Annotated in this window: 26 protein-coding genes and 1 pseudogene; 11 read left to right on the top strand and 16 right to left on the bottom strand. The window is 71.6% G+C overall.

From position 1 onward, the window contains the following. Positions 1 to 33: 33 nt before the first annotated feature. The 4 genes from AB0M76_RS34145 to AB0M76_RS34160 form a co-directional block, all read right to left on the bottom strand. Positions 34 to 414 carry a DUF6009 family protein gene (locus AB0M76_RS34145; RefSeq protein ID WP_266636693.1) on the bottom strand — a complete coding sequence of 127 codons (381 nt, stop codon included), beginning with the start codon at positions 412 to 414 and terminating at the stop codon, positions 34 to 36. After that, a complete protein-coding gene (locus AB0M76_RS34150) occupies positions 411 to 1,964 on the bottom strand; it encodes a phage/plasmid primase, P4 family (RefSeq protein WP_365956710.1) in 1,554 nt (517 codons plus the stop codon). Before AB0M76_RS34150 ends, AB0M76_RS34145 begins: the two co-directional genes overlap by 4 nt. A gap of 17 nt (positions 1,965 to 1,981) precedes the next feature. After that, a complete protein-coding gene (locus tag AB0M76_RS34155; RefSeq protein WP_365956711.1) occupies positions 1,982 to 3,064 on the bottom strand; it encodes a bifunctional DNA primase/polymerase in 1,083 nt (360 codons plus the stop codon). A 445-nt stretch (positions 3,065 to 3,509) separates the two neighbouring features. Further along, on the bottom strand, positions 3,510 to 3,977 hold the full coding sequence (locus tag AB0M76_RS34160) for an MFS transporter (RefSeq protein ID WP_365956641.1): 468 nt from the start codon (positions 3,975 to 3,977) through the stop codon (positions 3,510 to 3,512). 269 nt (positions 3,978 to 4,246) lie between these two features. On the opposite strand from AB0M76_RS34160, the gene AB0M76_RS34165 reads away from it, so the two are divergent. Continuing rightward, positions 4,247 to 4,390 (top strand): hypothetical protein, encoded by a 144-nt coding sequence (locus AB0M76_RS34165; RefSeq protein WP_365956642.1) that lies wholly within the window; start codon positions 4,247 to 4,249, stop codon positions 4,388 to 4,390. Positions 4,391 to 4,438: 48 nt separating this feature from the next. On the opposite strand, the gene AB0M76_RS34170 is transcribed toward AB0M76_RS34165, so the two are convergent. Both AB0M76_RS34170 and gdhA read right to left on the bottom strand, forming a co-directional pair. Continuing rightward, on the bottom strand, positions 4,439 to 5,791 hold the full coding sequence (locus AB0M76_RS34170; RefSeq protein ID WP_365956643.1) for an AMP-binding protein: 1,353 nt from the start codon (positions 5,789 to 5,791) through the stop codon (positions 4,439 to 4,441). Positions 5,792 to 5,992: 201 nt separating this feature from the next. Further along, positions 5,993 to 7,348, bottom strand: coding sequence for an NADP-specific glutamate dehydrogenase (gdhA, locus tag AB0M76_RS34175; protein WP_267003620.1), 1,356 nt, complete (start codon positions 7,346 to 7,348; stop codon positions 5,993 to 5,995). Positions 7,349 to 7,608: 260 nt separating this feature from the next. On the opposite strand from gdhA, the gene AB0M76_RS34180 reads away from it, so the two are divergent. Beyond that, positions 7,609 to 8,103 carry an anthrone oxygenase family protein gene (locus AB0M76_RS34180; protein WP_365956644.1) on the top strand — a complete coding sequence of 165 codons (495 nt, stop codon included), beginning with the start codon at positions 7,609 to 7,611 and terminating at the stop codon, positions 8,101 to 8,103. A gap of 12 nt (positions 8,104 to 8,115) precedes the next feature. Here AB0M76_RS34180 and AB0M76_RS34185 read toward each other — a convergent pair whose 3' ends face one another. Beyond that, positions 8,116 to 8,643: a DUF1772 domain-containing protein gene (locus AB0M76_RS34185; RefSeq protein WP_365956645.1), complete on the bottom strand. Its 528-nt coding sequence runs from the start codon at positions 8,641 to 8,643 to the stop codon at positions 8,116 to 8,118. A 151-nt stretch (positions 8,644 to 8,794) separates the two neighbouring features. On the opposite strand from AB0M76_RS34185, the gene AB0M76_RS34190 reads away from it, so the two are divergent. Continuing rightward, positions 8,795 to 9,274 (top strand): GNAT family N-acetyltransferase, encoded by a 480-nt coding sequence (locus AB0M76_RS34190; RefSeq protein ID WP_365956646.1) that lies wholly within the window; start codon positions 8,795 to 8,797, stop codon positions 9,272 to 9,274. A gap of 159 nt (positions 9,275 to 9,433) precedes the next feature. On the opposite strand, the gene AB0M76_RS34195 is transcribed toward AB0M76_RS34190, so the two are convergent. From AB0M76_RS34195 to AB0M76_RS34205, 3 genes are all read right to left on the bottom strand, one after another. Beyond that, positions 9,434 to 10,438, bottom strand: a complete 1,005-nt coding sequence (locus AB0M76_RS34195) for an AraC family transcriptional regulator (RefSeq protein WP_365956647.1) — start codon at positions 10,436 to 10,438, stop codon at positions 9,434 to 9,436. A gap of 40 nt (positions 10,439 to 10,478) precedes the next feature. Then, positions 10,479 to 11,318: an NAD(P)H-binding protein gene (locus AB0M76_RS34200; RefSeq protein WP_365956648.1), complete on the bottom strand. Its 840-nt coding sequence runs from the start codon at positions 11,316 to 11,318 to the stop codon at positions 10,479 to 10,481. A gap of 114 nt (positions 11,319 to 11,432) precedes the next feature. Further along, a complete protein-coding gene (locus tag AB0M76_RS34205; RefSeq protein ID WP_365956649.1) occupies positions 11,433 to 11,648 on the bottom strand; it encodes a DUF4287 domain-containing protein in 216 nt (71 codons plus the stop codon). A gap of 206 nt (positions 11,649 to 11,854) precedes the next feature. Here AB0M76_RS34205 and AB0M76_RS34210 point away from each other — a divergent pair, with 206 nt between their 5' ends. Continuing rightward, a complete protein-coding gene (locus tag AB0M76_RS34210; RefSeq protein WP_365956650.1) occupies positions 11,855 to 12,409 on the top strand; it encodes a flavoprotein in 555 nt (184 codons plus the stop codon). Between the two features lie 137 nt (positions 12,410 to 12,546). Here the strand turns inward: AB0M76_RS34210 and AB0M76_RS34215 are convergent, their stop codons facing one another. After that, the gene (locus AB0M76_RS34215; protein WP_365956651.1) at positions 12,547 to 13,728 is read right to left on the bottom strand and encodes an epoxide hydrolase family protein; all 1,182 of its coding nucleotides are present in this window, start codon (positions 13,726 to 13,728) and stop codon (positions 12,547 to 12,549) included. Positions 13,729 to 13,942: 214 nt separating this feature from the next. Beyond that, positions 13,943 to 14,776, bottom strand: a complete 834-nt coding sequence (locus tag AB0M76_RS34220; protein ID WP_365956652.1) for a PIG-L family deacetylase — start codon at positions 14,774 to 14,776, stop codon at positions 13,943 to 13,945. A gap of 516 nt (positions 14,777 to 15,292) precedes the next feature. On the opposite strand from AB0M76_RS34220, the gene AB0M76_RS34225 reads away from it, so the two are divergent. Then, the gene (locus tag AB0M76_RS34225) at positions 15,293 to 15,853 is read left to right on the top strand and encodes a hypothetical protein (RefSeq protein ID WP_365956653.1); all 561 of its coding nucleotides are present in this window, start codon (positions 15,293 to 15,295) and stop codon (positions 15,851 to 15,853) included. A 253-nt stretch (positions 15,854 to 16,106) separates the two neighbouring features. Here AB0M76_RS34225 and AB0M76_RS34230 read toward each other — a convergent pair. Further along, positions 16,107 to 16,349 (bottom strand): annotated as a pseudogene (locus AB0M76_RS34230) (cation:proton antiporter); the annotation flags it as partial. 146 nt (positions 16,350 to 16,495) lie between these two features. On the opposite strand from AB0M76_RS34230, the gene AB0M76_RS34235 reads away from it, so the two are divergent. The 6 genes from AB0M76_RS34235 to AB0M76_RS34260 all read left to right on the top strand — a co-directional run bounded on the left by AB0M76_RS34235 (position 16,496) and on the right by AB0M76_RS34260 (position 23,500). Next, positions 16,496 to 16,954: a carboxymuconolactone decarboxylase family protein gene (locus AB0M76_RS34235; protein ID WP_266674195.1), complete on the top strand. Its 459-nt coding sequence runs from the start codon at positions 16,496 to 16,498 to the stop codon at positions 16,952 to 16,954. A gap of 327 nt (positions 16,955 to 17,281) precedes the next feature. Beyond that, entirely contained in the window at positions 17,282 to 17,956 is a 675-nt protein-coding gene (locus tag AB0M76_RS34240; RefSeq protein WP_365956654.1) for a ScbR family autoregulator-binding transcription factor, read from the top strand. Between the two features lie 184 nt (positions 17,957 to 18,140). Next, positions 18,141 to 19,409 carry a ParA family protein gene (locus AB0M76_RS34245; RefSeq protein WP_365956655.1) on the top strand — a complete coding sequence of 423 codons (1,269 nt, stop codon included), beginning with the start codon at positions 18,141 to 18,143 and terminating at the stop codon, positions 19,407 to 19,409. Continuing rightward, positions 19,406 to 20,323: a ParB/RepB/Spo0J family partition protein gene (locus AB0M76_RS34250; RefSeq protein WP_365956656.1), complete on the top strand. Its 918-nt coding sequence runs from the start codon at positions 19,406 to 19,408 to the stop codon at positions 20,321 to 20,323. The genes AB0M76_RS34245 and AB0M76_RS34250 overlap by 4 nt, the downstream gene beginning before the upstream one ends. A 123-nt stretch (positions 20,324 to 20,446) precedes the next feature. Beyond that, complete coding sequence (locus tag AB0M76_RS34255; RefSeq protein WP_365956657.1) at positions 20,447 to 22,939, top strand: helix-turn-helix transcriptional regulator; 2,493 nt, start codon at positions 20,447 to 20,449, stop codon at positions 22,937 to 22,939. Between the two features lie 6 nt (positions 22,940 to 22,945). Continuing rightward, positions 22,946 to 23,500 carry an XRE family transcriptional regulator gene (locus tag AB0M76_RS34260; RefSeq protein ID WP_266674187.1) on the top strand — a complete coding sequence of 185 codons (555 nt, stop codon included), beginning with the start codon at positions 22,946 to 22,948 and terminating at the stop codon, positions 23,498 to 23,500. A gap of 236 nt (positions 23,501 to 23,736) precedes the next feature. On the opposite strand, the gene AB0M76_RS34265 is transcribed toward AB0M76_RS34260, so the two are convergent. The 3 genes from AB0M76_RS34265 to AB0M76_RS34275 form a co-directional block, all read right to left on the bottom strand. Beyond that, positions 23,737 to 24,114, bottom strand: coding sequence for a DUF6009 family protein (locus tag AB0M76_RS34265; protein ID WP_365956712.1), 378 nt, complete (start codon positions 24,112 to 24,114; stop codon positions 23,737 to 23,739). A 180-nt stretch (positions 24,115 to 24,294) separates the two neighbouring features. Then, complete coding sequence (locus AB0M76_RS34270) at positions 24,295 to 25,893, bottom strand: phage/plasmid primase, P4 family (protein ID WP_365956658.1); 1,599 nt, start codon at positions 25,891 to 25,893, stop codon at positions 24,295 to 24,297. Continuing rightward, positions 25,890 to 26,921, bottom strand: a complete 1,032-nt coding sequence (locus AB0M76_RS34275) for a bifunctional DNA primase/polymerase (RefSeq protein WP_365956713.1) — start codon at positions 26,919 to 26,921, stop codon at positions 25,890 to 25,892. The genes AB0M76_RS34270 and AB0M76_RS34275 overlap by 4 nt, the downstream gene beginning before the upstream one ends. Positions 26,922 to 26,968: the final 47 nt, after the last annotated feature.

A 26,968-nucleotide genomic window follows, 5' to 3' on the forward strand; every position in this document is an offset into this window, starting at 1 on the left:
TTTCACTCCGGCGCGCGCTCCGGACGCCTGCAGTCAGCCCCGCATCGCCGATGACATCGGTCCGCCCTCGGAGCGCTCGGTCTTGCGCCCCTTGATGCCCGGCGCCAGCGTCCGGGCGTCCACGGCCTCCGCAGGCGCCCCCGTCGCGTACAGCCCGTCGGGGGCGGTGTCCCGGTCATGCGGGAGCAGCCAGAACACCCGGCGCCGGAACGTGCCGGAGGAGCGGGAAGGCTTGGCGCCCGGACCCAGCAGGGCGTAGCCGACCATCCGTCCGTCGCGGTGGTACGCGGGCCTGCCGCGCCGCGTCGGCAGCCGGTCGAGGCTCTGGCGGACGTAGTCGAGCCGGCTGATGTCCTCGAGCCAGACGAGGTCCACTTCGTGGACGATCTCGTCCTCTGCGATGAGGGCGCTCATGCTGTCTCCTCGTCCGCGAGCAGGCCGATGCCCGGGTAGTACTTGCGCTGGTTGGACAGGATCATCTGCTTGGGCGACGCCAGCCCCACCGCCTCGCGGACACGTGCCGCGAAGGCCCGGGACGAGATCGCCGGGGCCCCCTCATTCTGGCACCAGCTCCTGTAGGCCGCGTAGAGCAGGGCTTGCTCCGCCCGCAGATCGGGTTCGAGCCGGCAGGTCTCGCCGATGAAGCGCCCGGTGTGGTCCTCGGTCTCGGCGTAAGCCGTGGTCGCGATGCGGACCCGCTCGGGACCCGTGAGGTCCTTGTCTCCGCCGAGGTACCGACGGGCCCCCTCTATCAGCCAGTTGAGGATGCCCGGACCCTCCTGGGTGACGAGGATGTCCGCCAGGTTGTCGATCTTGCGGTCGTCGGAGACGACCCGCTCGAACGGGATCAGCCGCATGCGCCGCCAGAACGCGAAGCCGCCGGTGCCCACTTCGGGGCGGTGGTTGCCCAGCAGCCACAGCTTGTGCGTCGGCTCGAAGCTGAAGAAGTCCTGCCGCATCCGGCGCGCCTTGATGCGGTCGCCGCCGGTGAGCAGCTTGACGCGGGCCTCGTCGAAACGGTCGCCCGGCTTGACCTCGCTGCACACGATCACCCGCCGGCCGTGCAGCTCCGCGAGGTCTGTCGGGTGGCCCTCGTACGGGCGGGCCATCAGGAACCCGGGGGGCGCCGCGTCCGCGTAGTCGCCGAGCAGCTTCATCAGGACATCCAGCAGTACGGACTTGCCGTTCTTGCCGGAGCCGAACAGGAACGGCATGACCTGCGCACCCACGTCGCCGGTGACGGAGTAGCCGAGCAGCAGCTGCAGGAAGTCGATCATCTGCGCGCCCTCGGCCCCCTCGCCGAAGGTGTCGGTCAGGAAGCGGTTCCAGCGCGGGGTGGGCATCGGCCGGGGCGCCGCCGAGGTGGAGCGCGAGTGGAAGTCTTTCGTGGGCTCGGCGGGGCGGACGTGCCCGGTGCGCAGGTCGACGACTCCTGCGGGCGTGCACAGCGCGTACGGGTCGGCGTCCAGGCGCGCCGCGTTGAGCACCATGCCCGGCGCAGACTTCGCCTGGGTGAGCATCGCGTTCATCCCGCTGGTGCTGAGCGCACGGCGGCGGTGCTGCTGCAGCGCGGACGAGGTGTGGATCCCGCGGGGGTCGGTGCCGGCGATGCTCTCCGCCAGATCCCCGGCGGCCCATACGACCGTGTCGTCCTCGTCGATCTGCCAGCGGGTGCCGTCCCACCGGAACCAGCCGATGCCGGGGACGTGGCGGTAGTCGTTGCTGTAGAGCTTGACGAACAGTTTGGCGTTGCCGCGATCAGTGAGCGTGTCGGGCAGCAGTCCGTCCGCCGTCGCCTCGCCGGCCGCCGCCGCGAGGCCGGCGGCGTACGCGGCCGCGTCCGGGCCGGCGGAGCCCACGTGGGAGCCGCGGGAATCGCCGGACTCCACGGACTCCCGGGGCGCCGGGACGGGCTGCGCGAGGATCTGCGCGGCGACGGCCTGCACGTCGAAGCCGGACAGCATGCTGTCGTTCTCCACGCTCACACGCGGCCTCCGAGCGCCAGCGGGCGCGCCAGACCCGCGCCCAGGCCGCCGCGGATGATGGCGCTGCACCGGCGCTGCTGCCCGGGGCGGGCCCGCTCGGCCGTCTCCTGCAGGGCGCGGGCGGCCTCGGCCCGGGTGACGTACCCCGCGGCGACCAGTCCGCCAGCCGTGTAGGCGGCACGGTTCAGCTTCTCGGAGAACGCCGCCCCCTCGGGTACGGCTGCACAGGCGGCGACCTCGGCGAGGACCCCCGCCAGGACCCGCTCCGAAGCCCCGCGTTCGCCGCCCGCAGCGATGACGGCCTGGCGGGCGCGCGGCGGCACTGGCCGGGGCCCGGACACCGCCGGGGACGAGAGCGCCGACGGCAGGTGCCCGGTGCGCTCCAGCTCCCGGGCGAGCCAGCCCGGCAGCGGCGCGGGCTGCCGCACGGCTCCTTCCGGCCGGTAGACGCCCGAGCGGGTGACGGTGCCCGGGGCCACGATGTACCCGCCGTGCGCGCGTACATCGACCTGCCAGGCCAGGGCCCGGCTGCCGCCCGACCCGGCCGAGCACTGCCAGCGCCGGGCGGCGTCGTCGCGGTACCACACGTGCAGCCCGCCGGACGGAGTCCGTACCCGCAGGGTGGAGCCGTCGTCCGCCGGACTCGCGCAGCCGCGCAGGGCGGCCAGCACACCCAGGGTGTGGAAGCCGTTGGCTAGTCCGGTCAGGTCGACCTCGGGGTTGATCCCGACGCCGGGCAGCAGCCGGTTGCGGTCGGGCAGTTCCCTGCCGTGCGCGTCGATGTCGATGACGACCAGGCCGGCGGCACCGGTGGCTACGCCGACACCCATGTCCGGGCGGGCTCCCCACCACTGCTCGATCCGTTCCGGGTCGAGCGTGGCCGCATGGAAGCCGTGGCACCAGCGGCCCGCAGCGAGGCAGGCGCAGCCCGCCCGGTCGTGCCCGGAGGGCCGGCACAGGTCACAGTTGCCCACGGGCGTCTTGCGGCCCGGGGCGAGGGGGTGAACCGGCCATCCCTGGCTCGCACACCACAGGGCAGTCGTCAGGGGTTGCGGCGACCAAACCGGGGCAGCTCGCATGAACTGCCCCGGGTCGCTGCGCGAAACCCGCAGCTCAGCTGCCATTCACTTCCCCCATCAGCGACTGAAGCGACTCAACGCCCGAAATCAGATTAGCGAAACCCCCGTGAGACAAGGGATACCTGAGCCAGAACAGATGTATGCCTCTCAGGCGGTGTCGGCGACTGAGCGGCTGAGCGACTGAGCGACTGAAGCCACAGTCACTGACGCCTGTTCAGTCGCTTGCCGCCCGCTGCACAGAACACCAGGTCACAGCCTTGCGCAAGGCAGAACAGCGACTGAAGCGACTGAAGTCCCCCATATATGACGCATACCCACGCGCACACACCCACGCGCGAATGTCGCCATAAACCCGGGCCTTCGGTCGCTTCAGTCGCTGCCTACCCCCAACCAGGGCCTCTGGCCTGGCATTTTGCTGTTCTTCGCGGAGCGACTGGAAGATTGCTCAGTCGCTTTCCGTCCGTCGCTGCCCCGTGGCCGCCTCCTCCAGGCTCGTTCGAGCCCCCTTGCGGTCTGTCCCGAGCCCGGAGCGAGCGCCTGCCGATCCGTCCGCACCCGGGAGTTCCTCCCGCGCCGGGGCGGAGCGGAGTGCCAGGAGCGTCACCAGGGCCGCGAAGAGGGAGACCAGACCGCCTGCCCACAGGCCGGAGCGGGACCCGAGATGCGCGGTGAGCCAGCCGATGAGCAGGGCCCCGAGCGGTGTGGAGCCCTGCTGGATCAGGATGTAGAGGGCCATGACGCGGCCGCGGTACTGCGGATCGGTACCCAGCTGTATGTGCTGGTACGTGGCCTGGGCGAAGTACAGCGCGGCGAACCCCGTGAGGGCCAGCAGGACCACGGCCGTCACGGCCGTGGGTGCCCAGCCCGCGGCGGCCTCGACAACACCGAAGCCGAGGGCGGCCACGACGACCATGCGGGCGGAGGGCCGGACCCGCCGTCCGGCAGTGGCCCGTTGTGCCCGCCCGGGAAGGTCTGTATCCCGGCACCCAGGAGGTCCGCCAGTTCGACGGCGCACCGGTGGTCGAACACCCCGGCCGGGGTGTTCGACTCCGACCGCCGGGACGATCCGGGTCTGCGTGCGGGTCAGGTCGGCCGGGTCGAGGGTGTCGCCGATGACCGCCGACAGATCTCGCCGACCGCCGCCGCACGCTGGTCCGCCCGTCCCCGACGGTCTCCGACCGCGTGGCCGCCGTCCGGGCCGCAGGCTCCTCCAAGGTCGAGGACGCCCTCGCGAAGGCCCTCGGCAGCACCGAGGCCGCCCGCCTCCCGGAGGTGACCGAGGCCCTGGAGCTCCTGGCCCGCCACCTGGTCCGGGAAGCCCGCTAGCCCGGCCCCGGCCCGCCCAAGGCCCAGGTCCCGGCCCCGGCCCGGCCCTCAGCCCGCCTGCGGGCCGAACTCCCCCGTCAGCAGCAGCTTCTTCTGCGGTTTGCCCATCGCGTTGCGCGGAACCTCCGGCACGAACCGCACCTCGCGCGGCCTCTTGTGCACGGACAGGTGCGCGGCGACGAACTCCGTGAGCTCGGCGCCCGTCACCCCCTCCGCGACGACGAAGGCGACGATCCGCTGCCCCAGGTCCGCGTCCGGCACCCCCACCACCGCGGCCTCGCTGACCTTGGGGTGGTCCAGCAGCGCGTTCTCGATCTCCCCGGCGCCGATCCGGTAGCCGCCCGACTTGATCATGTCGATGGAGGCCCGCCCCACGATCCGGTGCACCCCGTCCGCCTCGTCCACGGCGGCGATGTCGCCCGTACGGAACCACCCGTCCTCGGTGTACGCGGCCGCCGTGGCCTCCGGACGGCCCAGGTATCCCGCGAACAACGTCGGCCCGGTCAGCTGGAGTTCTCCGATCTCGGCGCCCGGCTCGGCCGCGATCCGGGTCCGTATCCCCGGGAGCGGGGTGCCGACCGTGCCGGGGCGGACCTCGCCGCCCGCGCGGCCACTGACGGTGATCAGCGTCTCCGTCATCCCGTACCGCTCCACGGGCCGCAGCCCGGTCAGCCGTTCCAGGTCCCGGAAGACCGGCGCCGGCAGTGCGGCGCTGCCCGAGACCAGCAGCCGGGCCCCGGACAGCGCAGCCGCGGCCTCCGGAGCCCCGGCGATACGGGACCACACGGTCGGCACCCCGAAGTACAGGCTCCCGCCCGCCGCCGCATACGCCTCGGGCGTCGGCCGCCCGGTGTGCACGAGGCGGCTGCCGGTGCGCAGGGCCCCGAGCACGCCGAGCACGAGCCCGTGCACGTGGAACAGCGGCAGCCCGTGCACCAGCGTGTCCTCGGCGCTCCACTGCCAGGCTCCGGCGAGCGCGTCCAGGTCGGCGGCGAGCGCCGCGCCGGTCAGCACCACGCCCTTGGGCGCGCCCGTGGTCCCGGAGGTGTACAGCACCAGCGCCGGGTCCTCGGGCGCGGCGGCGGGCCCGGTCCAGTCGGAGCGGCGGGAAAAGTCCACGTCCATGAGCGCCGCTCCGGAGTCCCGCAGGATGTGCTCGCGCTCGGCGGGCCCGGCGTCGGGCGGCAGCGGTACGAACGGCACCCCGGCCAGCAGCCCGCCGACCATGGCGGCGACGGTCTCGAGGGATGCCGTCGCGGTCACCGCGAAGGCCTTCGCCCCGGCCACGTCGGCGGCCACCGCGCGCGCCGCGCCCAGCAGGTCCTCGTACGAGGCGGTCCGCCCCGCGACGCCGATCGCGTCGTTCCTGTCGCCGTACACCCCGTCCAAAGCGGTCAGCACGGTCACGTCCCCCTCGGTGTTCTTTCGGCCTGGTCGGCCCCAGGCTACGGCCCGGCTCCCGCCCACCGGGCAACACCGGCCCGCCTGCACTCGAGGCGGAGTCGAAGCCCGCTGCCGCCCGCCCAGCGGCACGACGCACACCACACCGCCCCCACACCGCCCCGTACGGGGCCCGCGGCCGAAGCCCCGGGCCCCGCCCGGTCAGATGACGCCCTGCGCCAGCATCGCGTCCGCGACCCGCTCGAACCCGGCGATGTTCGCGCCGGTGACGTAGTCGCCCGGGGCCCCGTACCGCTCGGCGGTCTCGTACGCGACGGCGTGGATCGAGCGCATGATGCCCGCGAGCTCGTCCTCGACCCGCTGCGCGCTCCAGGCCACCCGGCCGGCGTTCTGGCTCATCTCGAGGGCGCTGACCGCGACCCCGCCCGCGTTGGCCGCCTTGCCGGGCCCGAACGCGACCCCGGCCTCCTGCAGGATCCGTACGGCCTCGGGAGTGGTCGGCATGTTGGCGCCCTCGGAGACCGCCTTGACCCCGCCCGCGACGAGCGTACGGGCGTCCTGCGCGTCCAGTTCGTTCTGCGTGGCGGACGGGAAGGCGACGTCCGCCGGCACCTCCCAGACCCGCCCGCCGGGCACGAACCGTGCCGAGGACCCGCGCCGCGCCGCGTACTCGCTCACGCGCCCGCGCTCGACCTCCTTGACCTGCTTGAGCAGCGCCAGGTCGATGCCCTTGTCGTCGACGACGTAGCCCTTCGAGTCCGAGCAGGTCAGCGGGTTCGCGCCGAGCTGCTGTAGCTTCTCGATCGTGTACAGCGCGACATTGCCGGAGCCGGAGACCACCGCGGTCAGCCCGTCCAGCGACTCGCCGCGGACCGACAGCATCTCGGCGGCGAACAGCACACTGCCGTAGCCGGTCGCCTGCGGCCGGATCGCGGAGCCGCCCCAGCCCTGGCCCTTGCCGGTCAGGACGCCGGCCTCCCAGCGGTTGGTGATGCGCCGGTACTGGCCGAAGAGGTAGCCGATCTCGCGGCCGCCGACGCCGATGTCCCCCGCAGGCACGTCGGTGTGCTCGCCGATGTGCCGGTGCAGCTCGGTCATGAAGGACTGGCAGAAGCGCATGACCTCGGCGTCCGACCTGCCGTGCGGGTCGAAGTCGCTGCCGCCCTTGCCGCCGCCGATGCCCAGGCCGGTCAGGGCGTTCTTGAAGATCTGCTCGAAGCCCAGGAACTTCACCACGCCGATGTCCACCGACGGGTGGAAGCGCAGGCCGCCCTTGTACGGGCCGAGTGCACTGTTGAACTCGACGCGGTAGCCGCGGTTGACGTGGACGCGGCCCCGGTCGTCCTGCCACGGGACGCGGAAGAGGATCTGCCGCTCGGGCTCCGTGAGCCGCTCCACCAGGGCCACGGCCGGGTCGGCGTACTCGGGCCGGGCGGCGAAGACGGGGGCCAGGGTCTCGAGGACCTCCCGTACCGCCTGGTGGAACTCGGGCTGCGCGGGGTTGCGGCGCTCGATCTCGGCCCGCAGGTCTTCCAGCCTGTCCTTCGAGTCCTTCACGTGTGTCCCTCCAGGGAGTGCGCGGTGCGTAGACGACGGCAGGTGCATGGTGCCCGCTCAGAGAGTCGCTCCGGGGAGGGCTTCCGTTCCCCGGACGGCGGACATCCCCGTGAATCCCCCGCGACACGCGGCCGTACTGCCCCTACGATCGGCAGCCTTGACGATTCGATGACCCGTGCATGACCGCGAACAGACCATGCACAGACCAGTCACGGACCACGAGCAGACGCCGAGCAGACCACCAACAGGGGGAAACGGACGTGGACATCGCAGGGCTCGTCTCACTCATCGCCGCGACGATCACGACGGGCCTGATGGCGGGCCTGTTCTTCGCCTTCGACGTCTCGGTGATGCCGGCGCTGGGACGCTCGGACGACCGGACGTTCATCGCGGTCATGCAGCGCATCAACGTCGCCATCATCAACGGCTGGTTCATGATCGGCTTCCTCGGCTCCCTGCTGTTCACGGGCCTCGCGCTGGCCTTGCACCTCGCCTCCGGCGCAGGCGAGGCGGCGCCGCCGCTGATCGGTGCGCTCGTCGCGTACGCCCTCCAGCTCGGTGTCACCGGCAGGGTCAACATCCCGCTCAACAACGCCCTGGACCAGGCCGGCCCCGTCGAGCGCATCGCCGATCCGGCCGCCGTCCGCCAGGCCTTCGCGTCGCGCTGGGTGCATGCCAACCGCTGGCGGACGCTGCTGTGCACGATCGCCCTCGGCTGCTTGGCCTGGGCCCTGGTACTGCACGGCCGCCTCTGAGGCCGCTGCGGCTCAGCGCGCGGTGGCCCGCCCGTACAGCACCAGCGCCCGCGCGAGGGCCGTCAGCGCCGCCGTGCAGAGCAGGGTGCGGATGATGTTCGTGGTCACCCAGGTCCCCTTGAACTTCTCCACGATCGAGAAGTCGGTCAGCTTCGCCGCGTCGCCCGCGTCGGCCAGCTCGTTGTTCAGCGGGATGTTCACGGTGAAGGTGATCACCAGCACGACGAGGTACAGGGCGGCCGCCGCCCCCACCCACACCGCGACCCCGCGCCGGCCCTTGCGGTACTCGAGGACCGCCGAGGCGACGGCGGCGAGCAGGGCCACCACGAAGACGGTGCCGAACAGCCCGTTCCCGTCGATGACCGCGTTGAAGTTCTGCATCGCGGTGACGTACGTCCGCTCGTCGCCCCGCGCCAGCCCCGGCATCACCGAGACGTCGAACGCGAAGAACAGGCCCGCCATCAGGCCCACGAGCACGGTCGAGAGCATGAGCAGGACGGTCGCGATCCGGTTGCTGCCGCCGGCTGTGTTCGTCTGCATGGGACGCTTCCCATCTGGTCGTAGCAGTTCACCGCCCGCGGCGCGGGCAGCCGATCGTGGCATCCAACCCGCTGTGCCGCCACGGGGTTTCGGATCACCATTCAAAAGTTTCTGGTGCCCCCGCAGCCCGCGCCCTCGGTAGGGTGCGGCCATGAGCACCTCCGCACTCCGCCTGGAGCCGGTCACCGCAGCCAACTTCGACGCGGTGTGCGCGATACAGGTACGCCCCGACCAGGCCCACCTCGTCTCCCCCGTGGTCAAGTCCCTGGCCGAGGCCTACGTCCACGGGGACACCGCCTGGCCGCGCGCCGTCGTCGACGGCGACGAGGTCGTCGGCTTCGTCATGGCCTTCGTCGACATCGCCTGGGACCCCGAGCGAGACCCGGCCGACATCCGCTCGGGCATCTGGCGCCTGAACATCGATGCCGCCCACCAGGCCAAGGGCCACGGCCGCTTCGCGGTCCGGGCCGTCACCGCCGAGCTCCGGCGCCGCGGCGCCGGCCGCGCGTACGTCACCTGGGAACCCGGCCCCGGCACCCCCGAGCCGTTCTACCTGGGCCTCGGCTTCCGCCTCACCGGCGAGCTGAGCGGCGGCCAGACCGTCGGCGTCCTGGGCCTCCCGCCCGCCTGAGCGGTCTCGGGGAAGTGGGGCACGCCCCCGCGCCGCCCGGCACGGCGCCTCGCCGCGTTGTCGCGGCACCCTGGTACGTCCAGTACAAGCGTGCCGCTCCGCCTTGCGATGCACCGCACCGGACGACGCGAAAACGAAACCCCACCTCCCCGAGACCGCTCAGGGCGCGTCCGGCAGGACCACCGTGCGCGGCGGCGCGGCGGCCACCGGCCCGGCGGCCAGGGCGGCGGCCCCCGTACGGAACTGCTGCGGGCTGACCCCGCGGACCCGCTTGAAGGCCGTCGACAGCGCGAACGCCGAGCTGTAGCCCACCCGTCGGGCCACCGTCGCCACCGTGGCGTCCGGCTCCCGCAGCAGATCGGCCGCCAACGCCAGGCGCCAGCCCGTCAGGTACGCCATCGGCGGCTCCCCGACCAGGTCCGTGAACCGCCGCGCCAGCGAGGCCCGGGAGACCCCCGCCTTCTGCGCGAGCTCCTCCACCGTCCAGCCGTGGGCCGGGTTCTCGTGCAGCAGCCGCAGCGCCCGCCCGACCACCGGATCGCCCTGCGCCCGGTACCAGCCCGGGGCCCCCGACCCGGGGTCCGCGAGCCACGTACGCAGCACCCCGATCAGCAGCAGGTCCAACAGCCGGTCCAGGACGAGTTCCTGGCCCGGGTCGTCCCGGGAGATCTCCGAGGCGAGCAGCCCGATCAGGGTGGCGTCCGCGGCCGCCGCCGGCCGGACCAGCACCGTCGGCAGCGCGGCCAGCAGCCGGCGGCCGATCTCGCTCGGCGCCTGGTAGGTGCCGCTCAGCATCACCGCCGACCCGGCGTCCTGGAACTCCGCGCCCCAGGTCCGCACCCCCAGCGCCATGGACTCGCTGACGTCCTCGCCCGCCTGCGTACTGCACCGCTGCTCCGGGTCCACCGTGATCTGCACCGGCGTCCCGGGGGCGTCCGCCAGCGTGTACGGCTCGGGCCCGCGTACGACGGCCACGTCCCCGGGGCCGATCAGCACGGGCGTGCCCCCGTCGGGGAGCAGCCAGCCCGCCCCGTGCACCATCGTGACCACCGACAGCGGGGCCCGGTCCTCGATCCGCACCGCCCACGGCGGGTTGAAGACGGACTTGAGGAGGAAAGCGCCCCGGGCTTTGGGGCCTTCGAGGAGGCCGCTCAGCGTGTCCATGGGCCCATCCTCTCCCGGCGCCCGGCCCCGCGACAGGGACTCAGGCGTCCCAGACACCGGTCGCCGCCGCGTCACGGGCGAACTCGGCGAAGTCCTTCGGCTTCCGGCCGAGCACCTCCTCCACTCCGTCCACCAGATGCGCGTTGCGCCCGTCCAGGATCAGCGTGAACAGGTCGGCGAACTCCTGCGGCAGGCCGTGCTCGCGGAGCGCCGCCCGGTACGCCTCCTGGGACACGGGGGCGTACGTGATCGTGCGCCCCGTCGCCTTCGACAGCTCGGCTGCGACATCGGTGAAGCTGATCAGCCGCGGTCCGGACAGCTCGTACGTCCTGCCGATGTGCCGGTCGTCGCCCAGCGCTGCCACCACCACGTCGGCGATGTCGTCGGCGTCGACGAAGGCCTCCACGGCGTCGGCGGTCGGCAGGGCGATCTCCCCTGCCAGTACGGGCTCCAGGAAGAAGCTCTCGTCGAAGTTCTGGTTGAACCAGCTGGACCTGACGACCGTCCAGTCGGCCCCGGACGCCTTCAGGCTCTCCTCGGCGCGCTGCGCGGCCTCCTCGCCGCGGCCGGACAGCAGGACCAGCCGGCGCGCCCCGGCGGCCACGGCCGCCTGCGAGAACGCGCCGATCTGCTCGGCGGCCCCCGGGAAGGCGAGGTCGGGGTAGTAGGTGACGTACACCCGGTCGACGCCCTCCAGCGCCGGGCCCCAGGTGACGGGTGCGTTCCAGTCGAAGGCGGGGGCTCCGGTACGGGAGCCGATCCCGACCGGGCGGCCCTGGAGCCGGAGCTTCTCGGCGACGCGCCGCCCGGTCTTGCCGTTCCCCCCGATCACGAGGGTGGAGGGGACGGCGGGCTTCATGTTCTGCGGTGTCTGTGTCATGCCTCCAGTCAAGCCCGGCGCCGCGAGACGGAACATCGCCGAAAAGCTCAGCTTCATACGCGTACGTCCACGCCCTGCTCCCGCGGGCGGCAGCTCTGTCCCTCAGGCTCAGGCTCAGGCCCGCCCCGCGTCCTCGCCGAGGGTGTGCGCGACCAGGGCGTTGGCGTGGCCGTGCCCCAGTCCGTGCTCGGTCTTGAGCCAGGAGACGAGCTCCGTGTGCTTGGTCAGCGGAGAGGACCGGATCAGGTCCTTCCATTCCGCGACGGGGCGTCCGTACTTCTTCTCGATCGAAGGGAAGTAGCTGGCGGGGCCCTTCACCGGCTCGCTCATGTCTGTGGTGCTCCTGTCCGTACGTCGTGCGTGCTTCGCTGTCACAGAGGTAGACGCGGGCCCCGCCCGAAACTCATCGCCCGCAGCCAAAAATCTTGGATCAACCACTGGAACAATCGTCCGTACAACCGTGCGACATTCGCCCGTATGACTGATCACGCCACCTCAACTATGGTCGAGATCAACTCATGTGATCACATGGCGGTATGACCCCCACGAGGACGCTCTACCTGCTCTGCTCCGCCGCCCCGCCCGTATTCGACGTGGCCCACGTCATCGAGGACGCCCAGTCCCGCGGCTGGGACGTCTGCCTCGGCCTCACCCCGACCGCCGCGCACTGGCTCTCCGGAAGCCTCGACGGCCTTGCCGCCCTGACCGGTCACCCCGTGCGCTGGCAGTACAAGCTCCCCGGCGAGCCCGACGTATGGCCGGCCGCCGAAGCCATCCTCTTCGCCCCTGCCACCTTCAACTCCCTCAACTCCTGGGCCCTCGGCCTCACCGACCGCTTCGCCGTCGGCGTCGCCGCCGAGGCGATCGGCAAGGGCACCCCCGTCGTCACCATGCCCTGCACGAATGCCGCCCTCGCCGCGCACCCGCAGTTCGACCAGTCCCTGGCCACCCTGCGCGGCGCCGGCGTCACCGTCCTCTACGCCGAGGACGGCTTCGTCCCCGGCCCGGCCGGCCCCGACGCCCCGTCCCACTTCCCGTGGCCGGTGGCCCTCACCGCCCTGGACACCGCGACCGCCCTGCGCACCCCCTGAGGGCGCCGGCCACTCCCCGGTCACGCCGTCGATCGCCTCGGGATGCAGTGCAGCGAGTACGCCTCGTCGCCGTAGTGCCCCGTCACATCGAGCGTCCCGGCGGCGTCCACGATCGCGCGGATCTCGCATCCCCGACCTCACCTCCCGGACCGCAGCCCCCGGAAGAAGGCCCGGATGTCCCCGACCAGCAGCTCCGGCACCTCCATCGCGGGGAAGTGCCCGCCCCGGTCGTACGAGGTCCAGCGCACGACGGAGTCGGTGCGCGCGGCGATGTGCCGCAGCGGAATGAAGTTGTCCCGGGGGAAGTCGGCCAACGCGGTCGGCGTGGCGGACACCTCGGGCGGCAGTCCGTAGTAGTCCGCATGCGCGCGCTCGTAGTAGATCCGCGCGGCAGACCCGGCGGTCCCCGTCAGCCAGTACAGCATCACGTTGGTCAGCATCTGGTCCCGGTCGATCGGGCACCCGGGATCAGTCCACTCGGCGAACTTCTCCCCGATCCAGGCGAGCAGCCCGACCGGCGAGTCGTTCAGTCCGTACGCGAGGGTCTGCGGCCGGGTCGCCTGGATGTCGGCGTACCCCTGCCGCTCCCGCGCCCAGACCCGGTACCGCTCCCACGAAGCCAGCGTCCGCTCCCGCTCGGCCACACTCAGCCCGGCCAGCTCCTCGGCCCGGGGCTCCCCGGTCGCCCCGCCGCCGGGCAAAAGGTTCAGGTGCACCCCCACCACGTTCCCCGGCTTGATCCTCCCGAGCTCCCGCGAGACGGCGGCCCCCCAGTCCCCGCCCTGCACCCCGTACTCCGCGTACCCGAGCCGTTCCATCAGCACGCCGAAGGCCCGCGCGACCCGCTTGAACTCCCACCCGGTCTCCCGGGTCGGCCCGGACAGGCCGAAGCCCGGTATGTGGGGCAGCACCAGATGAAACGCATCGGCGGGATCCCCACCGTGCGCCCGCGGATCGGTCAGCGGCCCGGCCACCCGCTGGAACTCGACGAAGGACCCGGGCCAGCCATGGGTCATCAGCAGCGGCGTGGCATCCGCCTCGGGCGAGCGCACGTGCGCGAAGTGCACCTGAGCCCCGTCGATGACGGTGGTGTACTGCGGCCACTCGTTCAACCGCGCCTCGGCGGCCCGCCAGTCGTACCGAGTACGCCAGTACCGCACGAGCTCCTGCAGCTCCCCGAGCGGCATCCCGTAAGCCCGCCCCACCCCCGGCAACTCATCGGGCCACCGCACCCGATCCAGCCGCTCGGCCAGGTCCTCGAGCTCCCGCTCGGCCACATCCACCCGGAACGCCTGCGCCCACTCCCCAAGATCACTCATGCGGGCAGGTTAGAGGGTGCCCGACCACCGTTAACGCCGTTAACGCCGAAGGCCCACCCGCCGCGGGAGCATTAACGCCGTTAACGCCGGACTGACCTCCATGCCGGCTGGCGGGTGCACACTGGATTCGGCGTTCCTTGCGAGCGGCAGGCACCTCCGTACGTCGTGCATCCGCAGTTACGGCGCCCGACGGGGCCCCGACCGGACGGTCGGGTCAGCGCAGGCCGGTGAAGAGATCGTTCTCGGGCACGGCCGCGCCGGTGGCGTCCTGGACCCGTACGAAGGTCTCCATGCCCATCAACTCGCCGAACCTCTCCTTGCCCATCCTGAGGAAGAAGATGTTCTCGCCCTGACTGGCGTGTGCGGCCAGCGCGTCGAACTTCTGACCGCTGAATGCGGTGGTGTCCACCCAGGTGGTGATCTCATCGTCGGGGAGGCCGATCTCGGCCAGCGCGGCGGCCTCGGCAGGATCCGGCTCCGGCATGTCCTCATGGAACTCGCGCATGATCTTGCCGAACCGCTCCATCGCCGAGCGCGGCATCGTCGTCCAATACACCTTCGGTGTCAGCGCGGTCATCTCGAGCGCCGCCATCGTGATGCGGTGGGCCTGGATGTGGTCGGGGTGGCCGTAGAAGCCGTTCTCGTCATAGGTGACGACCACATCGGGCCGGTAGTGCCGCAAGAGGGCCGCGAGTCGGGCAGCGCCCTCCTCCACGGGGGTCTTCCAGAAAGATCCAGGGGCGTCGTTGCTCGGCCAGCCCATCATCCCGGAGTCGGCATAGTCCAGCATCTCCAGATCGCTGACCCTCAGGACGTCACAGCTCGCCTCAAGTTCTTGTCGGCGCATCAAGGCGACGGCCGCCGGATCGTGCCCGGGATCACCCGGCTTGACACCCCCCGGCCCGTCACCGCAACCGCCGTCGGTACACGTCACGAGAACCGTGCGGATGCCCTCTGCCGCGTACCGCGCGAGGACCCCTCCAGTTCCGGTGGCCTCGTCGTCGGGGTGGGCATGCACTGCCATGAGCGTCAAGGGCCGGTCAGTCATGAAGGAGTCCTCCTGCAGAGACATGTGTTGGTCCGAGTGCGCGGCGGGCGTTCCGCGATCCCGGGAGGCCGGATCCTGCCGGGGCGGATGACATTGTTCCCACCCCTGCAGCGCCAGACCCTCGGTCGATGCAACGATGCCGGCCGGTCCGGCTGTTCCCGGCGCGGCTGCTTGGTTTTCCTAGGCATCGACATGCCCCCGCCCACTACGGCGTCGACGTCGAAGCACGCGGGCCTGACAGATCAGGCTCTCGACCAGCTCCCCTGGAGGCGTTTCGCAGACCACCTCCTGCTCCTTGCCGAAGGTGCCTGCACCACTGGGTCGGGCCGTTGCGGCAACGCCCTGTCCCGCAGACAGCGTAGGGAAGGTCGACCACCCGCTTGTGGATCAGCCCGTCCGCCCGCAGCCCGCTGGCATCGACGGACCGCCCCAGCCGGTGTCGGGGGGCTCCGCTTACGGTGGCCGGGGAACGGAACGAATACACCGGCCGGACCCGGCGTACCAGCCTGCCCCGATGTGCCGCGCGCGTTGCTGCCACTCCTGGGCACCGACGATGAGGTCGTCGCGTTCTTCACCGAGATTGCGGACCTCGACGCGACGGACCCGTCCTCTCACGAGCTGGAGGACGGGGTCTGCCTCGCCTCCGGGGCCCGGCTGGAGCAGTTCGCGCGGGCAGGCTCGGGAGACGCGTTCTGCTTCGTCGGCGAGGGCGGTGAAGAGCGGACGGTGGTGTACGTGAGCCTGGACGGCGAGGCCGGGCCGCTCGGGCTGGGGCTGGCGGAGTTGGTGCGCCTGTGCCTGGTGGCCCCGTGGTGGCGGGACGCTCCCGGGCGGACCGCCGAAGAACTCCGGGCGGTAGCCGACGAGTACCGGGAGGATCTGCCCGACCTCGACCAGCGACGCGACCGCGCTGCCCAGGCGCTCGGTCTCGATCCAGCCGGGCTGCCGTCCGAGGCCGCGGCCCTGGCCCGGCTCGTGGAGCTTTCCCGGGGGCCGGTCGCGGCGGCCTGCCTCGTCATCGGTTACGAGGGTGATCCGCTCGACCCCCTGTTCGATGCCACCCCCAGCCACCCCTGACCGACCGGCCACCAGGGCCCGGACTGTCGGGTCGGTCGGTCGCACGTGCCACAGCCAGCTGGCCGACGGTCAATGTTCGGTTCAGTGAGACGGGACACGGACGCCCGTCCCGGCGAGGACCGTTACGCCGGACGCCTGCCCGGGGCCCGGACCATTAACGGCGTTAACGCCCCGGGCACCAGTCGGACGGACCGTTAACGGCGTTAACGCCCGGCGCCAACCCGGCGGCAGACCGTTAACGGCGTTAACGCCGTTAACGCCGAAGGCTGACCGCCCCCTTGACCTCCCGCTTCCGCAACGCCCGTACCACCGGCCCGGTGACCGCCGTCGTCACCAACGCCATCAACACCAGCTCCGTGAACAGCTCCGCCCCGATCACCCCGAGCCCGAGCCCCACTTTCAGCACCACCAGCTCCGTCACCCCCCGGCAGTTCATCAGCGCGCCCAGCGTCACCGCGTCCCGCACCGGCTGGCCCGCCAGCAGCGCCGCCCCGGTCCACTTCCAGGGGTCGCGGCGTTAACGCCTGCCGGAAGAAATTTCCCCCAGCCGGTCACACCCCCGCCCGCCCATCCGTCAGTGCAGTGAAGACAACGAAGCGAAGCGAACCGAGCAGCAACAGCACCCACCCACGGGAGACCGCAATGACCGCACGCATGGGAAACCCCGCCCTCGTCGTCCCCGGCGCCATGGCCGGCCTGACGGCCATCGGCAAGGCCGTCGTCGCCACCGGCGTCAGCGAGCGCACCCTCGAGCTCGCCCACATCCGGGCCAGCCAGATCAACGCCTGCGGCGTCTGCCTCGACATGCACCCCCGGATCGCGAAGAAGCTCGGCGAGACCGACGAGCGGATCCACGCGATCGCCGGCTGGCGCGACACCCCGTACTTCACGGACGCCGAGCGCGCCGCACTCGCCCTGGCGGAGGCCGTGACCCGCGTCGCGGACCGCAGCAACGCGGTCCCGGACGAGGTCTACGACGAGGCGGCGAAGCACTACGACGAGCAGCAGCTCGCCGCCCTCATCCTCTCCATCTCCACGGTCAACGTCTGGAACCGCCTCAACCTGGCCACCCGCCAGCAGGCCGGCACCCCCTGGTCCTGACCCCGTGGTCCTGACCCCCACCCTCTCCGACCGTTAACGGCGTTAACGCCGTTAACGGTCGGCGAGGCGGACCGAAGCCCCCAAGGGGCTCCCGAGGGCCGCCGAGACGACCCTGCCCTCCCAAAAAGTAATGGCGAAAACTGCCCCAGCACCCCACAAACCATCACCCGCCCCCCGCTAAAAAGTACTTGTCGACTGGTTTTCTTTACCGCCGCCCCACTAGATTGACCTTGTACGAGCCTCCGCCGCAGCGACGACCACAGCTCGTACCCCGACCCCGGCAACAGACACCAACCGCCAAGCACCAGCAAGCGGCAGGGAGAGCACATGGCAAGGGCCCGCCAGGAACGCGCCGAGATCACCCGGCAGGCGATCCTCGACGGTGCGGCCATCGCCTTCGACCGCTTCGGCTTCGGCGGCGCCAGCCTCAGCGACGTGGTCAAGCACGCCAGGGTCACCAAGGGCGCCCTGTACTTCCACTTCCAGTCCAAGGAAGACCTCGCCCGCACCCTGATCGACGAGCAGTTCCAGGTCGCCGCAGGCGTCCCCGCCGTCGAGGAACCGGGTCTGCAGACCGTCATCGACCTGACGCACCAGATGGCATACGGACTGCGTGCGAACGTCCGCATCCGCGCCGGCATCCGCCTGCTCATCGAGTTCGGCTCCTTCACCAACCCGGACCCGACCCCGTACAACGCCTGGATCGACACCGCCCACATCTGCCTGAAGCCGGCCCAAGAGCGCGGCGACATCCTCCCGTCGCTCGACGTGTACGACCTCTCGACGCTCCTCGTCGGCTCGTTCACCGGGATCCAGGTCACCTCGCACGTCCGCACCGGCCGCGAAGACCTGCACACACGGGTCGTCGACCTGTGGAACTTCGTGCTCCCGGGGATCGTGCCGGCGCACCGCATCCCCCACTTCGACCCGGCGGGCTCGCCCGCATGCCGGGCCGAACTCGGTCTGCCCGCCCCGGAGTCCTCTGCGGTTCCGGTCGGCTGACGACGTATCCAGGGCGGCCTCGCACACGCCGTGGTGAACCACGGGGGTGCTCGCTACGGCGTGTGCGAGGCCGCCCTGTCGCGTACCCGGATCCGGCCGCGGCACCCGCACCTTCACCCACTTCGTTAGCAAAACCCAAGCGTGGCGCCCACATCCGCCCCCGAACGTTAGTAAAGTCCCTCTCATGACTTCACCCTCGTCTCAGAGCGACCGAGAGAAGGTCGTCTCCAAGCTCCCCCCGTGGCTCCGCCAGGAGTTGAAAGTCCGCACCGCGCAGCTGCGGGTGGACATCCAGGACGCCGTCCACCAGGGGATCGCCCACTGGAGCGCTCTCGCCTCCGCCCCCTCCCCCGTCGACACCTCGGGCGCCGAATCGTTCTCCACCTGGCTGCCCGCCGGCCAGTGGGAGTCCTTCCGCGCCGACTCCAAGGACCGCGGTGTCTCCCTCATCCAGGGTCTGGCCCAAGCGGTCCGCCTCTGGCTGGAGATGAACCCGGCGCCCACGGTCAAGCGGCCCTCCGTCGTACGCCGCATCGTCGTGTGCAACCAGAAGGGCGGTGTCGGCAAGACCGCCATCACCGCCGGCACCGCAGAGGCCCTCGCCGAGGACCCGGAGACCCTCCACCCGGTCCGCATCGCCCGCCAGCTGGCCCGCGCCGCGGCGTCCGACGAGGGCAGGCAGAGCGAGCAGCCCCACCCCGAGACGACCCCCCTGGACCTGGAAGACCTCCCGGGCCTCGGCATGCGCGTCCTGCTGGTCGACTTCGACCCCCAGGGCCACCTCACCAAGCAGCTCGGCCAGCAGCCGCTGCCCATCGGCGGCGACAGCCTCACCTGCCACATGGCCAGCGAGGCCAAGGGCCCCCTCGCCGACCTGATCGTCCCCGTCCCGGACCAGCGCTTCGGCGACCGCCTCCACCTCCTGCCCGCCTGCACGGACGCCTTCCTCCTCGACGTCCGCCTCTCCACGGTCCGCGCCCGCGAGGCCGCCCTCGAACGCGCCCTGGCCCCCGTCGAATCCGATTACGACGTCATCCTCATCGACTGCCCGCCGAGCCTCGGCCTCAGCATGGACGCCGCCATCTACTACGGGCGCCGCCGCGACGCCGAACAGCCGGGTGCCTCCGGCGCGCTGATCGTCGTACAGGCGGAGGACTCTTCGGCCGACGCGTACGACCTCCTCACCTCCCAGATCAACGACCTGCGCGACGACCTGAGCCTCGACATCGACTACCTCGGCCTCGTCGTCAACCTCTACGACGGCCGCCGCGGCTACATCGCGACCTCCTCCCTCCAGGCCTGGATGGACATAAAGGATCCGCGCGTCGTCGCCGTCGTACCGGACCTCAAGGAACAGCGCGAAGCCGTCCGCGTGAAGCAGCCCCTCTTCGTCTACTCGCCCAAGGGCGACCAGGCGATCGCCATGCGCGCCCTCGCTAGGGAGATCTCATGAGCAAGGCCGACAAGCTCGGAGTCTCGGCATCCTTCGCGCGGGCCCAGCCCGTCGGCGTCAGCTCGCGCCGCGCGGCGATCGCGGAGGCCACCGGCGCCCCCACCTCCGGGATGGTCCCGCCGTCCGAGGTCCCCATCGAGGCCCTCGCCCACAACCCGTTCAACCTCCGCGAGGACCTCACCGAACTCGAGGAGCTGGCCCAGTCCCTCGTCTCCCGCGGCCAGCTCCAGCCCCTCGCGGTCGCCACCCGCATGGCCTTCATGGAGGCCCACCCGGGCCAGACCGACGGGCTGGGGCGCGCCCCGTACGTGGTCATCGACGGCAACCGGCGCCTCGCGGCGGCCCAGCTGGCCGGCCTGAAGACCATGCACATCCACGTGAACGATGCTCTGTCCGCCTCCGCGGCGGACATCCTCGAGTCCGCCCTCATCGCCAACGTCCACCGCGTGGACGTCGCCCCCATGGACCAGGCCCGCGCCCTCCAGGAACTCGTCGACGTCCACGGCTCCCAGGCCCAGGTCGCCAAGCGCCTGGGCAAGACGGCGGCCTGGGTCTCCCAGCGCCTGGCCCTGCTGAACCTCACTCCGAGCCTTCAGGAGAAGGTCGACACCGGCGAACTCAAGGTCGAACCGGCCCGCCGCATCGGCCGCCTCCCCCAGGAGCACCAGGAGGCCGCGGCGGACGAGACCCTCAACACCGTCGCCCCTCCCCGCCAACGCGCCCACCCGGCGCCGACCGTTAACGGCGTTAACGCCGTTAACGCTCCCCCGTCTCCCCCGTCTCCCCCATCACCCTCCACTCCCCGGATCACGATCGCGACGGACACCCCGGAAACGATCGCGGACGCACTGACGGCCCACCTCACCCCGGACGACCTCAAGGCCGTCACCGAGCTCCTGTTGCTGCGACTCTGAGCGGGGCATCCGAGGCAACACCCACGACGGGGGCGCTGACGGCATTAACGCCGTTAACGCCCCCACGTGCGTTTCATGTGTGTTCGGCCGTGCGATTCACATAGGCTGCCCTTGGAGGTACCGATGCCCAACAAACAAGAGAGCCTCTTCGCAGCGGTCGACGCCCTGATCGAAGAAGCAGCCGCCCAGGATCCGCTCCCGCACCCGGACGAGCGCAAGCGCCTGCGCGAGGCCGCCGGCCTGAGCCAGGACCAGATCGCCAAGGCCCTCTCCGTCCGCCGCGAAACGGTCACCTCCTGGGAAACGGGCCGCACGGCCCCCCGCCCTCCCAAACGCGCCGCGTACGCCCGCCTCCTGGAGGGCCTCTCCACCCTCCACGCCGTTAACGCCGTTAACGCCGTTAACGCCACCCCGCCCCCGGCGACCATTAACGGCGTTAACGCCACCCCGCTCACCGTCGACGCCACCGCCACCGCCACCGCCGCCCCGGCGCCGAGCATTAACGCCGTTAACGCTGCTGCCCCGACCGCACCCGTTAACGCCGTTAATGCCCCCACCGACGCCGACCTTCGAGCCACTCCGGTGGCCCCGATGGCCGCCCCGCGCGCCGCAGGCGCCGCGGCCCCCACCCCCCCGGGGTCTGGGGCGGAGCCCCAGTTTCGGGAAGGGGCGGGTAGGGGAACAGCCGCGCAGGGCCCCACCCCGACACCGCCGACCGTTAACGCCGTTAACGCCGAGCCCCAGGAGGCGGCCCCGGCGGCGCCCCCGGCACCAATCCCCGCGCCGACCGTTAACGGCGTTAACGCCAAGCCCTCGGCAGCACCCGCCACCCCGGCCCCGTCGGCGGAACCTCCCGCGACCGTTAACGGCGTTAACGCCGTTAACGCCCACCCCCCGGCCACATCCCAACACCCGCGCCGCCGCCCCCACCCCACCCCCCTGGCAGGGAACGGCCCCCTCGCCGTCCTCACCGGCACCGGCCAGGCCCACACCACCGCCGGCCTCGTCCTCGACCACCCCACCATCGGCGGCCTCCCGGCCCTCCTCACCTGGGCCCTCGGCCCCGACGCCGGCCTCCGCTCCCCCCGCCTCCACCGCAACGGCAAGGACGGTGACCCCCTCCTCGTCCTCACCGCCCCCGCCCTGGAGCTCCTCGGCCTCCCCCCCGCCCTCGAGGACCGCCGCGGCCTGCGCCTCCCGGACAACCACCCGGTCATCAAGCAGCTCACCAAGGCCAAGTGGCAGCTGACCCGGCGCGGCTTCGGTCCCTGGCCCCGCATCTACCGACCCGCCACCCCCTCCACCGGCCGCCAGTGCGTCCAGCTCGCGATCCTCCCGTGGGGCGCCCTCGACCCCCGCGCCTGGGGCGAGGACACCCCCGACCTCCCTGCCCCGGAACTGGCGGAGCTCCTCACCACCTACGCCGCCCGCGTCCTCACCCCCCGCGGCTCCACCGCCGTCACCGGTCTCGAACTCATGACGGCCCTGCGCCCGCCCACCCGTGCCGCGAGGGACGAAGCGACCAACACCTGGGTCTCGGCCCCGGTCGCCGGCTCGCTCACCCGCCCCGTCGACCCGGCTCCCCCGGAGGCCCCCGACGAGCACCCGGTGGTCGCCGCCCTCTACCCCCGCTCCCACCAGCGCACCCCGGCCGAGGTCCTCGACGAGGAGGCGTACGACTGGATCCGCGACCCGGAACTCCTCACCGACGCCGAGTGCACCCGCACCCACGCCGTCGGCATCGATGTGAACATGGCCTTCGCCGCGGCGGCCAACCGGCTCCTCGTCGGCCTCGGCCCCGCCACCCACCGCACCGGCCCCCGCTTCGACCCGAAGCTGCCCGGCTGCTGGCTGGCGGACCTCTCCTCCATCGCCCTCGACCCCCGCCTCCCCAGCCCCTTCACCCCGCACGGCCGGCCCCCCACCGGCCCGGCCTGGTACGCGACCCCGACCCTCGCCTACGCCCAGGAGCTCGGCCACGACGTCCACCCCACCGAGGGCTGGCTCCGCCTCGACCACGGCCCGTACCTCGACGCCTGGTACACCCGCCTCCGCGACGCCTACATGGCCACGATGGCGGACCTCGGCATCACCTCGACGCTCCCCGAACCCGAGTTCCTGGCGGCGATGGCAGAGCTGCAGCAGCACTCCGACCCGGTCCTGAAGCCGGTCCTCTCGGCCATCAAGTCCACCGTCAAGGGCGGCATCGGCAAGCTCCGCGAACGCCCCCAGGGCGCCGGCTACCGCCCGGGCGAACCCTGGCCCGCCCTCGAACGCCCCACCTGGCGCCCAGACATCCGCGCCGCTGTCATCTCCACGGCCCGCGTCAACATGCACCGCAAGATGAACAAGCTCGCCACGGCCGCCGGCCAGTACCCCATCGCCGTCCTCTCCGACTGCGCGGTGTACCTCTCCGACGGCCCCAGCCCCCTCGATTTCCTCCCCCGCACCCCCGAAGGCAAGCCCCTGCCCGGTGGCTTCCGCCTCGGTGTCAGCCCTGGCATGGTCAAGCACGAGGGCACCCAGCCACTCCTCTGGGCCGTTCAGATGCTCGACGAGAACCACAACCCCGCGCGCCACATCAAGGGCCACGACGCGGCAGCCGACGGAGAGTAGTCCCCCATGACCCAGATCGACGACAGCCTGACCCGCGCGGACGAACTGCACTTCACCCGCCCCGTCCCCAAGTCGGCGGGCGCCCAGATGCGCTTCCTCGTCAAGCAGCTCAAATCCACCCGGGAGACGGCCCGCCTGCTCGGCATTTCCCAGCGCACGGTCGAGCGTTACGTCAAGGACCAGATCAAGCAGCCCAAGCCGGCGCTCGCCGGCCGCCTCGAGTCCGAGGTACGCCGCCGCTGGCAGCCCCTGGTCCGCAAGCGCGCCCGAGACAGGGCCGCCTCGACCACCGGCCTGGTCATCGAGACCCGCGCCCGCTTCGGCTTCACCGCAGCCCCCGGCACCACCGACGACGGCCGTATGCGCCGCATCACCCAGCACCTGCCCCCGGAGTACGCGGCCCGCCTCTTCAGCGCCCAGGCAGCCGGCGCCGCCGAGGCGCGGCTCCAGCAGATCGCGGCCGAGGCCCTCCAGGAGATGTACTTCAAGGACAACGGCTCCCGCGCCACGGGGCTCCTGGTCGAGTTCACCGACATCGACTACGTCGACTTCGCCTTCTGAAAGCCCGGCCGGAGGGACCGAAGGGACCAGAGGGACTGAATTTCGCCATTACCTGAAGCGTTTTCCAGCCATCGTGTCCGGAAGGCGGAAGGGTCTGGAGGGACCGGAGGGACCGAATCCGCCAACTGCCGGCATCAGACGACAGCCGGCATCAGGCAACCGTCGGCATCAGGCAATCGTCGGCATCAGGCAACTGTCGGCATCAGGCAACTGTCGGCATCAGGCAACCGTCGGCATCAGGCAACCGTCGGCGTGGACAGCCCTCGCTGCGACCGCACGGTCTTCCGGCCGACCTGCCGGGGTTCGATCGTCCGCGGATCCACGGCCTCGCCCGGCGCGCCCTCCCGGTACAGGCCTTCGGGCTCGGCGTCCCGGTCGTGCGGCAGCAGGTAGAAGACGCGCCGCTTCTGCAGGCCACTGTCGGGGTCCGCTTCCGCGGTACCACCGAGCTCGGTGAAGCCGATCATGCGCCCGTCGCGGTGGTAGCGCGGCTTCCCCCGGCGGCGGGGGGTCTTGTCCAGGGCCTGACGCACGTAATCGAGCTCTTCAGGGTCCTCCAGCCACACCACTTTGTCCTCGTGGGCGAGATCGCTTGAAGTCAGTAGCGAGCTCATGGCCTGGATCCTTCCTCGTTCACGTAGGCCCTTCCAGGCCCCTTGTTCCGCCACGCCGCGAGCGGCGCCGAAGCCGGTATCCGACAGGCCCCTGCGGGCCGCCGTCGGCTGGTGGATCTGTTCATCGTCCTTGTCCATCGTAGGCGTGCCCGCCCCCGGGCGGCGGCACACGTAGGCCTTTCACGGCGCGCTTGCCCTGTTCGCCTCGCGCGGGGTCTGCACTTCGTCGGCCAGAAGCGCCAGGCCGGGGTAGAACTTCTGCCCGTTCGAGCGGAGCATCTCATTGGGCGAGGCGACGCCGGCCTCGGCTCGAATACGTGTGGCGAACGCGCGGGTCGTGGCGGGACGAAGGCCCTCGCCGTCGAGACACCACGCACTGTACGCGCGGTACAGCGCTCCCTGCTCCACCTTCAGATCACGCGGATCGGGCAGCTCCACCCCGGTGGTGCAGCACTCGGCCAGGAACCGCCCGATGTGGTCCTCGGTGGTGGCGTACGCCTGCGTGGCGGTACGGACCACGCTGGGCCCGGTCAGGGCCGGCTTGGTGGCGAGATAGGCCTTGGCACCCTGGATCATCCAGTGGAGGATGCCCGGACCCTCCTCCTGTACGAGCGCCTCCGCCAGGTTGTCGATCTTGCGGTGGTCGGGGACGACCTTCTCGAAGGGGATCAGCCGGATCCGGCGCCAGAACGCATGGCCGCCCGTGCCGACCTCCGGACGGTGGTTGCCCAGGAGCCACAGCTTGTGGGTCGGCTCGAAGCTGAAGAAGTCCTGCCGCATCCGCCGGGCCTTGAGCCGGTCGCCGCCCGTCAGCAGTTTGACCCGCGCCTCGTCGAACTTGTCGTGGGGCTTGAGCTCGCTGCAGACGAACAGGCGCCGCCCATGCAGTTCCGTCAACTCGGTCGAGTGCTCGTTGAACTTGCCGCGCTCCATCAGGAACCCGGGCGGGGCCACGTCCGCGTAGTCCCCGAGGATCTTGATGACGACGTCGAGGAGCGCCGACTTGCCGTTGGCGCCGACGCCGTAGAGGAAGGGCAGCACCTGGCCGCCGACGTCGCCGGTGATGGAGTAGCCGAGCAGGAGATGAAGGAAGTTGATCATCTCCTTGCCTTTGTCGTCGTCGCCGAAGGTCTGGTTCAGGAAGGCGTGGAACCGGGGCGTGGGCATGGCCTCGGGGGCCAGGTAGGTGGCGCGCGAGTGCAGGTCCCGGGTCGGGTCCGGCTTGTGCAGGTCACCGGTGCGCAGGTCCACGACGCCCGCGGGGGTGCACAGCGCGTACTTGTCGCCGTCCAGGACGTCCGGGTCCAGGGCGAGTTCGGGGGAGGCCTTGGCCTGCGTGAGCATCGCCTTCACGCCCGAGGTGGACATGGCGCGCTTGCGGTGCTGCGACAGCTCCCGGTCGGTGAAGGTACCCCGGGGGTCGTGGGTGGGCAGTTCCTCCGCCATGTCCCCGGCGGCCCAGATCGCGGCCTTCTCCCCGCCGGTGCGCTTCCACCGGTACTCGTCCCACACGTACCAGCCCAGTCCCTCCACGTGCCGGAACCGGTTGTGGTGGAGGTGGGCGAACAGCTTCGCGTTGCCGCGGTCGCTGAGGTTCTGCAGCAGCCCCGTCGTGACGAAGTCGGCGCCGACGCCCGCGGCCGCCGGGGCCGCGCTCTGCTGGGCGGGCAGCCGTCTTCCGCGCGCGGCGGCAGCGGTGCCGGTGCTCTCGGTGGCGAACGCGGCAAGCTGTTCCGCCGCTGCCTGGGCGTTGAACCCCGTGCTTCCGGCGCTGCTCATGGGCGTTCCTTGGGATGGATCGGTCGGTCGCTTCCGGCACGGAGCCCCGCGTCGACGATGAGGACGTTGCGGCGCGTCTGGTGGGGTCGTGCGTGGTCCGCGGCCTCGAGGAGCAGCCGGCGGCATTCCCCGGCGGCGAGCTGGCCCCCCGCAGCGAGCCCTCCGGCGGTGAACGCCGCCCGGTTGAGCTTCTCGCTGAAGGCCGTTCCGGCCGGGCTGGACCCGCAGGCCCGTACCTCCTCCAGGAGCCCCGCGAGAGCCCGCTGCCCGCTCTGCAGGGACCCAGGGCCACGCGTACCCCGTACAGGCCCCACAGGGGCCGCCACGGGCTCCACAGCGGCCGTGTCCACGCCGTGGCCGGTCCGCACGAGTTCGGCGGTCAGCCACAGCGGCAGGGCCGCGGGCAGCCGCGCACCGGGCAGCGCCTCGTACACGCCTGCGGCCGTGCGCGTCGTGGGCGCCACGATGTAGCCGCCGACGGCACGTACGTCGACCTGCCAGGCCAGCGCGACCTTCGAGCTCGATCCGCTGGAACACCGCAGGCGCGGGCTGCCCTTGGGCAGCCGGTACCAGATGTGCATCCCTCCGGAAGGCGTACGTACCCGCAGGGTCGACGTGTCTTCGCAGGGGTTGGGCCGGGACCGGTACGCGGCCAACAGCGCCAAGGTGTCGTAGCCGCTGCCGAGTCCGGTCAGGTCGACCCGCTCATCGATGGGGATACCGGGCAGCAGCCGCTCCCTGGCGGGCACGGAATCAGCATGTGCATCGACGTCGATGACGACGAGCCCGGCAGGCCCGCAGGAGACCCCGATCCCGAACTCGGGCTCGGCCGCCCACCAGTCCTGCAGCGTAGGGAGGTCGGTGGTGGCCGCATGGAATCCGTGGCACCAACGTCCCTGGGAACGGCACATGCAGTCCTGCGGAGAATGCAGACCGCCCCGGCAGCCGGGGCAGTTCGGAGCTGGCGTCTTGGTCCCTGGGGCCAGTGGATGGACCGGATACCCGCGCAGGGCCATCCAGGTCGCCACGTCCAGTGCCGTCCCGCCACTCACGCCCTGGGGCAGGTTCTGGGAAT

This window comes from Streptomyces sp. NPDC051364 (assembly GCF_040682115.1).
Classification (GTDB): Bacteria; Actinomycetota; Actinomycetes; order Streptomycetales; family Streptomycetaceae; genus Streptomyces.